The sequence below is a fragment of the Emergencia sp. JLR.KK010 genome (assembly GCF_037018265.1).
Taxonomy (GTDB): Bacteria; Bacillota; Clostridia; order Peptostreptococcales; family Anaerovoracaceae; genus Senimuribacter; species Senimuribacter intestinalis.
Genome location: NZ_CP143550.1, coordinates 1,717,142 through 1,730,201, shown reverse-complemented (window position 1 = coordinate 1,730,201; position 13,060 = coordinate 1,717,142). Strand labels below are relative to the sequence as shown.

Sequence of the window (13,060 nt, the reverse complement as noted above, 5' to 3'; positions counted from 1 at the left end):
TTATCACCCTCCCTGCACCACGGCACTTTTTTCTGCCTTTCTGCACAAAATCTTTCCCATCAAGGTAATTACAACCAGCCAAAAGATCTGAAGACTGATAGCCTGTACCAGTTCAGTGCCATTAAGGCTTCCGCTGTAAATCCTCAGAGGAACGTTTTGCATAGCTGCAAAAGGTAGCATCTCCAGCACCTTCGCCAACTTCTCTGGAAAAAATGGAATAGGAATAATTGCACCGGCAAGAAAATCTATGGCAGAAGTAAAAACCATGCGAACATCTCGAGGCGATATGGTAAAAAAAGCAAGAACATAAATCAGCATACATACCGATACGGTCACTGCAAGTCCTAATACCATCGCTGCCAGAAACAACATAAAATACGGCAAACTGGCTGGCATGCACAGCCCGTAAGGCGCAGGCACAAATACCGCAATCAGCAAAATAGGAAAACACCGCAAAACTGCCCGCGACAGCCGATTTGCAACGCTTCTTGCAAACCACATATTATAGATGTCAACAGGTCTTGCCAATTCATAGGCAAGATTTCCCTTTCTGATTGCCTCAAAGATTTCCCCTTCTAACATCCAGACCGCAAAAAAAGCGAGAAACGCCTGCTGCAGCCACACATAGGAAATCGTCGCAGAGAGTGACATGGGAAAAGCTGCAGCGTCTGCCTCGTAAAAAGCGCTGAAAATCATAACTTCCATGAGTCCCCAAAAGAACTGGGTACAGACGCCTGCCAGGGCTGCTGCACGGTACTGCATACCCATGACAAAGCGCAGTCTGAAAAAAGATAAATACTTTTTCATCTTATCACCGCCTTAAATATCATAGGCGTGATACAGCTGTGCAATGGTTTCGTCAATGTTAGCATTCCCTTTTTGGATATCTGCTAGGATTCCATCCATTAGGATTTTCCCCTTGCCGATGAGAATAATCCTTCCTGCTAAGGCCTCGATGTCCTGCATATCGTGGGTTGTCAAAATCACTGTCGTGCCATGCTCTTTATTCTGCCGTTTTATAAAATCTCTGACCTCCAGTTTTGACACAGCGTCAAGTCCGATAGTCGGTTCATCCAGAAACAATATACGAGGTCTGTGCAGAAGGGAGGCTGCAATCTCACAACGCATCCGCTGCCCCAAAGAAAGCTGCCTTACCGGAGATCGCAAAAGCTGCGACAGATCTAAAAGTTCCGTCAGTTCTTCAAGACTCTGTTTGTATGTTGCGGCAGGAATGTCATAAATATCTTTCAGCAGAGAAAAAGAATCGATAACCGGCACATCCCACCAGAGCTGTGAACGCTGTCCAAAAACAACGCCAATTTCGCGCACATGATCAATCCGATTCCGATACGGTACTCTACCGTCAACCAAAACCTTTCCACTGTCCGGCGTCAAAATACCACTGAGAATCTTAATGGTAGAACTTTTTCCTGCTCCATTTGGACCGATATATCCGACCATCTCCCCATCTGCTATAGTAAAATTGACATCATCCAGGGCATGCACTGTTTCATATTCTCTGCGAAAAAGCGCCTTGCAGGCTTCCTTCAAACCTGCGTTTCTTCGGGCAATCCGGTAGGTCTTGCTCACATGTTCCATGGTAATCATCGCACACTCCTTCCTGCTTCAATACAAAAACGTAGGATTATGATTATACCAAGGATAGTGATATCTGTCAATTAAAACTATTCTCGTAAATATCAAGGAACACTGTCACAAATCTTGCCTGCGCCTTTTCTTCTTCTGTTCCAGAAGTCACCTGCCAGCCACAGGCTTTATATAGCTGATAAGTGAAGCTTGTTAGCGGTGGCAACGAAAATTCATCACGAATTTTTGCAATACCTGCAAGTACTGTACAGATAAAAAAATAGACAGCTTTCGCTGTCCATTTTGGTGCGCCAGACAGGAATCGAACCTGCGGCCTTCACATTCGGAGTGTGCTACTCTATCCCCTGAGCTACTGGCGCATAGTATAAATAGTATACCATATATTTCTATAAAAATCAAAACTAAATTTATTCAATGCAGATAACACTGTCTATTTTATGTTTATCAGCTATGAAAAATAATAACACGTTCATTCGTTTCTCGTGGACTTCTTTCCTAGTCCTTATTAATCTCTGTAAAGCCTTTTCCGCTGCCCCAAACAGTGTCCACATGAAGCACTGTTACAAACGCAGCCGGATCCACCGATGCCAAAAAACGTTTCAAAATCATGCTTTCCCGCGGTGAACATAAAACCACCAGTTCTTTTTTGGACTGACCGGTAAATTCTCCCACCGCAGTTCTGCTGGACACGCCCCGGTTCAAATCCCGCATCACAAAAGCAATCGTCTCATCCGGCTTTGTAGTAAGAATATTCACCTGTACAATTTTTGTTTCAAAGCCGTACATGATAAAGTCCACCATCTTGGAGGCAATGAACTGAGTTACCAGTGCATAAAGCGCAATATTGCGTCCAAAAATAAAAGCAGAAATTATAATAATTGCAGCGTCCAGTGCTAGAAGGATTTTACTTAAATCCACTTGCGGCATCAGTTTTTTCTTCAAAATTGTAGCGATGGATTCTGTACCGCAAAAAGCATAGCCTCGCCAAAAGACAATACCATTGCAGACGCCGGAAAATACGCCGCAAAAAATCGCCGCTAAAATCACATCTTTTTCTTCCAACAATTGAAAATCAAAAAGCTCCATGACAAACATCACAGCAGGATACAAAATAGTTACTGCAAGAACCTTCTTTGCCTCCTGAAGACCCAAGGTCACCAGCACTACAATCAGAATCAGAAATGCGCCCGCATAGTACGCCAGCGAAAAATTGATGTCTACATAATTTTGCAGAATCCGCACAAGACCTGTCAGACCTCCGCTGGTCAGTCCATTTGGAATCATCACAGCTGTTGTTGCAAAAGCGCCGACTGCACATGCAATCAGGAGAAATATAAAATTAATCAGTTTTTCTTTTACTGTTTCCTTCATATAAAAACCTCTCGAAAGTAGTATTGCCCAAAATATCTACGACTTTAACACTAATATGACTTCCCAGTGCGGTAATTTGTTCGCAGGTCGTCTCCAAACGCCCCTTTTCTCTGACAAAAACTGCCTGGGGTCTGTGCACGCCGTCATCTGGATTATAAGCAAAGTCCACGCTCCAACTGTCAACCATTTGCAGCGAATCCTCTGCCAATATCTTTTCAAGATTTGCCCGCGCCTTGTCTTCTACGACACCACTTAGCTTCCGTTCCTTTAATGAAATCAAACTGATGCACTGCCGCACCTTATCATCGGGAAGAAACTCCCTCTTCAAATTTAGCTGTACAGCCATATTTGATCCTTTAGCGGAAGCATTTCCTGCAAGACGGTAAACCTGAAAAGACGCCTCTTGCTCTATAAGACGATGGATCGTACTTTCGCACGCTAAAGATCCCAGATCACAACCGATAAAACGTCTGCCCATCTTTTCTGCCACTGACGGAAGTGTCCCGCTGCCGCAGAAAAAATCCGCACACAAATCACCTTTACGAGTGCAGCTTTCAATCATTCGCTGAATCAGCTGTTCCGGTTTTTGGGTCGCATAACCAGTCCTCTCTTTGGACGTCCTTCCTACCATGTCAATGTTCCAGACGTCTTTCATGTTGACCATAGTATACCACCCTAGATCATCTTCATACTCTCTGACACCTTTAAAACGATATGGTTTGTAGCCTCTGTTATAAGACTTTTCCTGCAATGGATAAAATTGATATCTACGGCTCTTTGCATAAACTAAAATCGTATCGTGCTTCCTAGAAAAATGCTTTTTACTGGTGCCTCCCGACTTGTAGTTCCAAATAATCTCATTGACAAAATTCTTTTCGCCGAAGATCTCATCCATAAGAATCTTGGCATAATGCACTACATGCCAATCAAGATGCAGCCACAAAAGCCCTGTATCTGCCAGAAGATCCCGCATCAAATAAAGTCTTGCCGTCAACATTTTCAAATAAGCAGAAATCCCCTGCTCCCACTTGTCATCGTAAGCATGGTACTTGATGTTTTCACCACCCGCTTTTATCACAGCATCATAATTTGACTTGGAATAAAAGGGAGGATCGATATAGATCATCTGCACTTTACCTGCCATCTCCTTCTGCAGAAGAAGGGATTTCATCACAGTCATATTATCCCCGCAGCAGATAAGACTTTCCATATCACTATGACTTCCGCAAACCTCCTCAGTCAAAACAAGCGGCTTATCTTCTGCCTTTTGATACGCCTTTTCGCCTTCTGCTATGATCTTTGTGAACTCTTTGATCAGACTCATATTTTCTGCCTCTGCCTCCCAAAAGCACACCGACCAGATCTTCCCGTCCGGCTTTTTTCAGTGCTTTCATTACTATGCCTCTATTCTCCGGTTTATGATAATGAATCAGCGCCCGCTGCATTTTCTTCTCTTCTAAATCCTTTGCAATGTAGACAGGCTCCATCGTAAAAGGATCCATCTCTGTATAATACATGCAGGTTGCCAAAGTCGCAGGCGTTGGATAAAAATCCTGCACCTGATCCGGTACAAACCCGTATTCCTTTAAAAACAGCGCCAGTTCCACCGCATCATCAAGGGTACTTCCTGGATGAGAACTGATCAAATAAGGAATCAGATACTGCTTTAGACCAAGCTGCTGATTGATTCTCCGGTACTTGTCCGCAAAAGCGATAAAAACCTCTTTTGCCGGTTTTCTCATATGGTAAAGCACTCTTTCTGTGATATGCTCCGGCGCTACCTTCAGCGTGCCGCTGACATGATATTTGCACAACTCCCGCAAGAAAGCATCGTCCTTATCTGCCATCACATAGTCATAGCGGATTCCTGAACGGATGAAGACTTTCTTAACGCCAGGAATTTGGCGAATTTCTCGCAGCACCTCCAGATACTCTTTATGATCTACTTCCATATTTTTGCAAGGTCTCGGATACAAGCAGTCCTTGTCCTTGCATACGCCATATTCCAGCTGCTTCTTGCACGCCGGATATCGGAAATTGGCCGTGGGCCCACCCACATCGTGAATATATCCCTTAAAGTCTGGCTTTTGCGTCAGTGCCCTTGCTTCCGCTACAAGGGATTCCTTACTCCTGCTTCTTACCTGTCTGCCCTGATGATACGTAAGCGCACAGAAACTGCAGCCGCCAAAGCATCCTCTTGCCGAAACCAGACTGAACTTAATCTCGGAAAAAGCGGGAATCCCGCCTGCCGCTTCATAGATAGGATGAATTTCATTTTCGTAAGGCAGTTCGTATACATCGTCGAGTTCCTGTCTGCTAAGAGGCGGTTGCGGTTTGTTCTGTATCACATACAGAGAATCCGCATACTTCTCGACAAGTCGCTTTCCATTGATATCATCGTTGTTTCTGTAAGCCATGGCAAAGCTCCTGCAGTAAGCTTCCTTTGATCCCGTGATTTCCTCATAGGAAGGAAGTACCGCCGTATCCTCATCCTGCTCAAAGGATTTCGCCTTATAACAGGTGCCCTCGATCCATGTAATATCTTTGACATCAATCCCTGCTTCCAGCGCTTCTGCAATCTCAACTACGGCACGCTCGCCCATGCCGTAAATCAAAAGATCTGCCTTTGCATCCAGCAAGATAGATCTGCGAACTTTGTCGCTCCAATAATCGTAATGTCCCAGGCGGCGCAGACTGGCTTCGATGCCACCGATGATGACCGGCACATCTTTGTAGGCCTCTCTTGCCCTATTGCTGTAAACGATCACAGCCCGGTCAGGTCTGTTGCCGCTAATACCGCCCGGCGAATACTCATCGACTTTCCGTTTTCGCTTAAAGACAGAATAATTGTTCACCATAGAATCTACAACACCGCCGTTGATTAAAAATCCCAGACGAGGTCTTCCGAAACGCCTAAAGTCCTCAGCGCTTTTATAATCCGGCTGAGGCAAAATCGCCACCTTATACCCATGACTTTCTAAAAGACGACCGATGATTGCAGTTCCAAACGAATGATGATCCACATAAGCATCTCCGCTGATCAGAACAAAGTCTACCTGGCTCCAGCCTCTATCCTCTATCTCTTTTTTCGTAACTGGTAAAAACATACTCCGTCCTCACTGTTTCAATAATATCTCCTGTAATTCTGGCAGTCAACCCCCAGATCACTTTGCCGTCAATATCATAGATTGGAATATCCCAGCGCCCTACACGCCATGAGTAATCTCTGTCTATGCCTATCTGCTCATAAGGAAAATCCTCGTCGATGGCAGTATAAACCTTCTCGGAAAAAACCTTAGGCTGAATGCGTTCAAGGTCCGATACGCGAACCAAAAAAATTTCATCCACCTCATCCTTCTGCAGTTTTGCACATAGATAATCTGCATACTGCACAACGCCTAAATAAGTATACAGCGTGTAGTTGGCATAACCGTAAAGTATGTTTCCCGGTCCAATAAGCGTGACCTTGTCCTTGGGAATGCCGATTTCCTCAAAGGTTTCCCGAAGCGCACAGTCCTTTGGATCTTCTCCATCTTCCACGTGCCCGCCGGGGAAACAAATCTCACCAGGCTGTGATGCCATGTTCTTTGCTCGCACCTCGTAAAGGATGTAAAGCTGTCCATCTTTTTCTACAAAAGGAACCAGCACTGAGAAATATCGATGACCGCCAATAGCGGCAGGCTTTCTTCCTTCAAAAGTTTTCTTGATGTCAGTCAATGTCAACTGCATTTCATACCCCCATGAAAAAAATAAGGGCGGATAACCGCCCTTTCTTTGAGAAATTAGTTAAGAATCTCGTATTCTGAGAAGTCTACGCCGATCATCTCTTCCTTTTCGGCACTGAGGCTCACTACAAAGTTCATGCCGTAATTCTTGGAAATGTTCTTCAGTCTGGTTAAGAACTCAGGAATATCTCCCAGGGAGAAGTCTGCATGCTTCAGAATGCTATCGATGAAAATAGTCTCGATATCGTGGTCAGAGCTGATGATTCCATAGATGAAACCTATGTACTCGTCACAGTTAGTAATATGCTCATATTCTTCCATGCATACAACTCTGATTCTATATTTCAAATCGTACATTAATCTTGAATTCTTATTGATAAAGATAATGCTTCCGTTGCTGTTCTCAATCTGTTCGTTAGCAAGATCAATCATCTGCTTCGTCTTGCCTGTTCCTTTATGTCCAATTAATAATTTAACCATTATTATTGTCCTCCCGTTCTTTTGTTATTAGTGTTATTATACACTACCAGCGCAGTACATTCAATGTTTTTTTTAACGAAAAACACGTCAAAATACAGGAAAAAACAGAGCCTGCACCAGAGGAAGTTCTCATGGACAGACTCCATTTGTAATTGATTATACCAGTCCGATGTAAGGCGCAGCAGAAATAATAATCGCTGCTGCAATCAGAAGCGGCCCGGAAATTTTCAGCTGCTGTTTCAGGAATACGTTGTATGGAACACCAGCCATTTCGATAATACCCATATTAGTTGCTTCAGGATACCAACTGCATACAAAGTTTACACCGCAGGTAAATGCAGACATCAGGATAACCTGACCACCGGTAGAACCCGCCGCTGTGCCTGCAAACAGCGCAAATGCCAACGCACCAAAGATTGGCATAGTGATGCCGGAAACACCGCTTGTAGACTGCAGGAACAGTGCAATGCAAACATATACCAGCACTGCCGCGATAGCAAATGCCCAAAGAGGCACGCCGGACAGGACGCTCTGAATCCAGTGAATAAAAGTAATACTCATGCCGGATTCTTTGGAACCCATGAAAATGGAAATACCTCTTGCTGCAGAAAGTACCAGAACAACGCCCATAAGATCCTTGCAGCCCTCAATAAAAGTGCTTACCCAGTCGTGAAGATTCATTCTATTAATCAATCCAATAGCTACAGCACCAAGAAGCCATGCTACAGAAAATTCATCAAAGTACCACCAGCCGAATGGTGTAAAGTTATCTGTGCCTACCAAATTACCCAGGAAAGTTCCACTCAACTTAGTCTGTAAAATATTCACATATTCAAACATAGTTTGATTTCCCACAGGAATGGAGTCCCAAGGAACATATCCGAGCACACAAGCTAAAATTACAATGCCAAATGCAACTAAAGATGCTTTCTGACGTCCTGTCATAACCGTTTCTTCTGAAGCCTGCGCATCGCTGCTTTCAGAAGTAATTTGGGTATTCACACCTTCAATTCCTGAAAGAGCTGATTTGTTCGGGTCTTTCTTTACCATACTTGCATAGCGGGTAACAGAGAAGATACCGATTGCCAGCAGTACAACCAGAAGCACCAGACGAAGCAGGATACCAGAGCCTAAAGATAGCTCATCATTGCCGATTGCCGCAACTGCAGCACCGACCGCATATGGATTTACAACGTCAGCCATATTACCGCAGACAGCACCAATCAGAATAACCTGAATACCAGTCAAAGCATCATAGCCAGCTCTAATAAACAATGGAATAATTACAATTGCAAATGCCGGAAGTTCTTCCCAGGAACCATATATAGTTCCCATCAGTGCAAATACAATCATCAGAATTGCAATCAGGGTATTTCCCTTAAACTTTCTAATCAGTACGCCGATACCTGCATCCATAGCGCCGCTCTTATTGAGCACAGCCAGTAAACCGCCGGACACCAGAATTGCCATTGCCACATCAGCAGCATTGGCAAAGCCTTTAATTGGAGCCAGGAAGAAGTCCCAGAAACCAACAGGGTCAGTTCCTGCATTTTCTATGATATTACCTTCATCGTCAAAGGCTGCATTATAGATAATCTCGCTGTTTCCCGCCTCATCACTCACTACAACAGAGGTAGGCACAAACCAGGTTAAAATGCCTACAATAAACAAAAACATCATGACGATGATAAGTGCAGGCGGCATTTTGAATTTTTTCATGATAATACCTCGCTTCTTAAATTTTTCATATTATTTATTTTGCAAGCTGGTAAATTGCCTCTACCATAATCTGCAGCCAGATTTCCAAATGCTTCAATTCGAGACATTCGTTCGCCTGGTGCATGGTATTAATCTGGTCAGGCAATAAGCAGCCAAACGCAACACAATTGTCGATGGTTCTAGAATACGTCGCACCACCGGAATACATCGGCTGACTTTCTCTGTCGCCGGTTACTGTTCGGTAAGCTTCCATCAGGGTAGAAACCAGTTTAGAGTCTTTCGGCACATATAGAGAATTTTCTTTCGATGCGACTGCAAAAGTATAACCGGTTCCCTGCAGCTTTTCCTGTACTTTTTCTTCGATTTTCTGTACCGGCGTTCTGACAGGGATTCTACTGTCACACCAGAACGTCAGCATACCATCTTTTACGAACACCTTTCCGATGTTCAAAGTCAGTCTGCCGCCGTCTTCGTCTTCTTCTGCAATCCCCATCTTTTCACCGAACAGACAGGTACCGAAGTGCTGCTGATAGAATGTGACGACCTCTTTCAGTTCACCGCTAATCGGCATTCTGGAAAGCAGTTCCATCAGGTAGCTGACTGCATTGACCCCTTCCTCCAGATGGGCAGCATGTGCGCCAACGCCTTTTGCAGTCAGTTTTAATTCGCCGTTTTCCATTTCATACGCAAACATTGCCGGATTCTCACTTTCTGCAATGGCTGCTTTCAGTGCGTCTTCCAGTGCTGCAGGCAGCACGATTTCCGCAGAAGAAGGCACAGAATTAAATGCGCCGCCGCCTTGGATGCGAAGATGCTCTGTTACCGGTCTGGTCAGCGTATACTGCAGCATGCCCATTTCCGCATAGGTCAGCGGAAATTCCGCGTCAGGGGAAAATGCTACAGTCGGCAGTTCCGGTTTTACCTGATGCAGATAATAATCCATGCATGCCCAGTTGGTTTCTTCGTTGGTGCCCAAAATCACGCGAATTCTCCGTTTCAGCGGAATCCCCGCGTCTTTGAGAAGCTGCATCGCATACAGGCAGGTCACCAGCGGACCTTTGTCATCCAGCGTCCCCCTGCCAAAAATTTTACCGTCTGCAATTTCACCACCCCACGGGTCAAAATCCCAGCCGTCACCGGCAGGCACTACGTCTACATGTCCCAGAATTCCAACCATTTCTTCGCCTTCACCCATTTCGATATGACCGACATAGTTATCAAAGTTCTCCGTGCGGAATCCCATCTTTTCGCCTAATTCCAATGCTGCCTGCAATGCCCTGGCAGGACCCTCGCCAAAAGGCATACCCGGTTTTGCTTCTCCCTCTACGCTGTTAATCTGACATAAAGCAGAAATATCCTTTGCTAAAGGCTCCATAACAGATTGCATTTCTTTCGTTAAATCCATAGTCTAATCTCCTCTTTGATTGATGATGATATGATGTTAGTAATAATATACCACAAGGGTTCATACACTAAAGTCGAATTTTGGAAGTTCGTTTGGAATTTTTTGGGCAAATCGTAAAATATCAGAGTATTTCCAATCACGCCCGATTTTTTTCGTTTAAAAAATCTCTGTCACACAGAAGTTTTCGCCTTCTGCGCTGTCTTCCCGCATCATGTAGACGATCTCTGCGTCTGTCGAATCCCTGTTTCTATTGCTGCTTTCCAAGGCGCAGCTGACCACACGCCGCGTCAATATCAGCCCCCAGTTCTCTGCGCACCGTCGCCGCAATTCCCCTGTGTTCCAAAATTTCCTGAAACTCCGCAGCGCGTTTTCTGCTGACGGTATCAAATCCGGCGCCTTCCACCCGGTTCAGTGGAATCAGATTTACATGGCAAAGCATGCCGTGAAGCAGTCTGCAAAGTCTTTCCGCATCTTCATCTCTGTCATTGACCCCATTGACCAGCGTATACTCAAAGGTAATGCGTCTGCCGGTCTTTTCTGTATAAGCCTTGCTGGCAGCCAGCAGCATCTCCAACGGATAACGGTGATTAATCGGCATCATAGAACCTCGAATCGCATCGGTAGTGCCGTGCAGAGAAATCGCCAAATTTACCTGGGGAAAATCTGCTGCAAACTGTTCCATGACTGGCACCAATCCACAGGTGGACACCGTGATATTGCGCATGCCGATGTTCAGTCCATTCTGGTCATTGACAATGCGCAGGAATGCCGCTACGTTTTCGTAATTATCGAAAGGCTCCCCTGTACCCATCACTACAATATGACCAATTTTTTCTCCGGTATCCCGTTCCGCTTCTAAAAGCTGCGATACCATTTCTCCCGGCGTTAAATTTCTGGAAAGACCGTTTCTCGTGGATGCGCAGAACTTGCATCCCATCCTGCAGCCAGCCTGGGAGGATACACAGATAGAGTTTCCATATTTATACTGCATAAATACGCTTTCAATGGTATTGCCATCAGGCAGCTGAAACAAATATTTCCGAGTGCCATCCTTTTTTGACTTCTGTATCTCTAGTGGCTGCACCGTGCCGATGCTGCAATGCTGTGCCAAAAGTTCTCGCAGGATTTTGGGTATATTTTTCATGGCGTCAAAATCAGAAATGCCTTTGTAAATCCACTGGAAAATCTGTTTTGCCCGAAATTTCGGCTGTCCCAGACGCAGCATCAGTGCTTCCATCTCATGCAATTCTAAACTCCGCAGATCTACCATCCCGTACCTCCTGTCTGTGTCTTGCCTTTTTTGTAATACTCATATCTTATCCCGTTGCTCCTTTTCTGTCAATAGAAAAATACGGATTGTGCGGCGGTTTGTCAGTCCGTTTTGACACGCCTTTTGCCTCCGAAAGAGAAAAGACAGACTACAGGCAAACTGCATTCTGTCCTTTCCCAGTGCAATATGTAATTAATGATGACTTCTAATCCACTCCCTTTTATTATAGTATAAATGATTATCCTATAAAAAACAAGTGATTTTTATAACTTAAATGTTTTATTTAAAATCCAATTTCACTTTTTTCCTGCTTTACACCCGTAAATGCTGCACCCAAGAAACAGCTGATGTCCGTCCAAAGACAAAGCCTACTCCACCAGCCTTGCTCCCTAATTTTGCTGCATCAGTCAGACAGGAATACCCTGTCCCACTGACAAAGGATGCGACTCCAATTATATTATAATTAGGTTTCTCGTAAACCCCAATTCAAATGAGATGAAAGAACGCAGCGGTACTTACAATTAAAAGCGGTGTCCCCACAATAAACCAAAAGTAATCAATATACTTTCCAAAACTACTGCTCCAACTCTTGTTCTTATACCTATAAATCATGCTACTTAAAAGCATACACTGAGTTATTATACATAGTAATAATGTAATATTTATTTTTTCCATATCATTATCCTTTTATTTAATACATCTCAGTTTTATTGTCTGTCCTTTATATTGTCTTCCTTCAACCCATCTACCGCCTTGATGCTTGTAATATGCCCACACTTCATAAGTTACTGTAACCTGTGTATATTTATATCCCATTACATCTGCAATTGTAGCAAATCCTGATACTATCCAAGATACATTACCTAAAACAGGTATAAATTCACTTCCTAATTTTTTTACTATATTCCGAGCCAAAATAAATTTTGGCTCGGAACAAAATTTTAACCTTTATACTTAATCCTACGTCAAATCCTTTATGACGGAAATTTTATGAAAATGGCACACAGTGAATTTCCATCTGACTGCGAAGTTCTGCGACTCGTTCTTCAACCTGCTTTTTTGTCAAAGTAATTTCATATTCCGGCTCTTTCAAATAGCAAGCATTGACAATATCGCTATACAACTCCGGAATTGCAAAATACACATCCATTAAAGGGTCGTCGCCCTCTTCTTCACCATACGTTATGTCATAAGGCAAATTCTTATCCTGCCAATGGGCATAATGATTTCGCGCCCATACCTTCATACTTGACATGAGAGCGGTATAACTACTTTGTAAGTCAGAAAAAGTGGTTGATTTCTCATCGAAAACCCCTAATGCGGACTCACAGAAAGTAGCAAAGCACTCTTCAGATGCACTCGCCTGGAAATTATATTCCGAACGCTCATTATCCACATGTTTTTCATATACTGCAATCGAAATTATCAATATTACTAAAAATATGCTAATGAAAGTTTTGCTCTTTTCCACGAATAGCTCCT

Annotated in this window: 11 protein-coding genes and 1 tRNA gene; all 12 read right to left on the bottom strand. The window is 43.9% G+C overall.

All coding sequences use genetic code 11. The features are described 5' to 3' along the window. Positions 1 to 3 precede the first annotated feature (3 nt). The 12 genes from V1225_RS08270 to V1225_RS08215 all read right to left on the bottom strand — a co-directional run bounded on the left by V1225_RS08270 (position 4) and on the right by V1225_RS08215 (position 13,049). Positions 4 to 807 (bottom strand): ABC-2 family transporter protein, encoded by an 804-nt coding sequence (locus V1225_RS08270; protein WP_251631612.1) that lies wholly within the window; start codon positions 805 to 807, stop codon positions 4 to 6. A 12-nt stretch (positions 808 to 819) separates the two neighbouring features. Beyond that, positions 820 to 1,608, bottom strand: coding sequence for an ATP-binding cassette domain-containing protein (locus V1225_RS08265; RefSeq protein WP_338546044.1), 789 nt, complete (start codon positions 1,606 to 1,608; stop codon positions 820 to 822). Between the two features lie 283 nt (positions 1,609 to 1,891). Continuing rightward, positions 1,892 to 1,967: transfer RNA gene (locus tag V1225_RS08260), tRNA-Arg, on the bottom strand. Between the two features lie 136 nt (positions 1,968 to 2,103). Continuing rightward, a complete protein-coding gene (locus V1225_RS08255) occupies positions 2,104 to 2,979 on the bottom strand; it encodes a YitT family protein (protein WP_251617002.1) in 876 nt (291 codons plus the stop codon). Beyond that, positions 2,948 to 4,303 (bottom strand): site-specific DNA-methyltransferase, encoded by a 1,356-nt coding sequence (locus V1225_RS08250; RefSeq protein ID WP_338546042.1) that lies wholly within the window; start codon positions 4,301 to 4,303, stop codon positions 2,948 to 2,950. Before V1225_RS08250 ends, V1225_RS08255 begins: the two co-directional genes overlap by 32 nt. Next, complete coding sequence (locus V1225_RS08245; RefSeq protein ID WP_338546040.1) at positions 4,233 to 6,086, bottom strand: YgiQ family radical SAM protein; 1,854 nt, start codon at positions 6,084 to 6,086, stop codon at positions 4,233 to 4,235. The genes V1225_RS08250 and V1225_RS08245 overlap by 71 nt, the downstream gene beginning before the upstream one ends. Then, on the bottom strand, positions 6,049 to 6,708 hold the full coding sequence (locus tag V1225_RS08240; RefSeq protein WP_338546038.1) for a CoA pyrophosphatase: 660 nt from the start codon (positions 6,706 to 6,708) through the stop codon (positions 6,049 to 6,051). Before V1225_RS08240 ends, V1225_RS08245 begins: the two co-directional genes overlap by 38 nt. Before the next feature lie 53 nt (positions 6,709 to 6,761). Beyond that, complete coding sequence (locus V1225_RS08235; protein ID WP_160203221.1) at positions 6,762 to 7,184, bottom strand: hypothetical protein; 423 nt, start codon at positions 7,182 to 7,184, stop codon at positions 6,762 to 6,764. A 156-nt stretch (positions 7,185 to 7,340) separates the two neighbouring features. After that, the gene (locus V1225_RS08230) at positions 7,341 to 8,903 is read right to left on the bottom strand and encodes a hypothetical protein (protein WP_251632238.1); all 1,563 of its coding nucleotides are present in this window, start codon (positions 8,901 to 8,903) and stop codon (positions 7,341 to 7,343) included. Positions 8,904 to 8,937: 34 nt separating this feature from the next. Next, the gene (pepV, locus tag V1225_RS08225; protein ID WP_251617022.1) at positions 8,938 to 10,308 is read right to left on the bottom strand and encodes a dipeptidase PepV; all 1,371 of its coding nucleotides are present in this window, start codon (positions 10,306 to 10,308) and stop codon (positions 8,938 to 8,940) included. Positions 10,309 to 10,555: 247 nt separating this feature from the next. Beyond that, positions 10,556 to 11,578 (bottom strand): 23S rRNA (adenine(2503)-C(2))-methyltransferase RlmN, encoded by a 1,023-nt coding sequence (rlmN, locus tag V1225_RS08220; RefSeq protein ID WP_160203224.1) that lies wholly within the window; start codon positions 11,576 to 11,578, stop codon positions 10,556 to 10,558. Positions 11,579 to 12,566: 988 nt separating this feature from the next. Then, the gene (locus tag V1225_RS08215; RefSeq protein ID WP_251617024.1) at positions 12,567 to 13,049 is read right to left on the bottom strand and encodes a hypothetical protein; all 483 of its coding nucleotides are present in this window, start codon (positions 13,047 to 13,049) and stop codon (positions 12,567 to 12,569) included. Between the last annotated feature and the right edge of the window lie 11 nt (positions 13,050 to 13,060).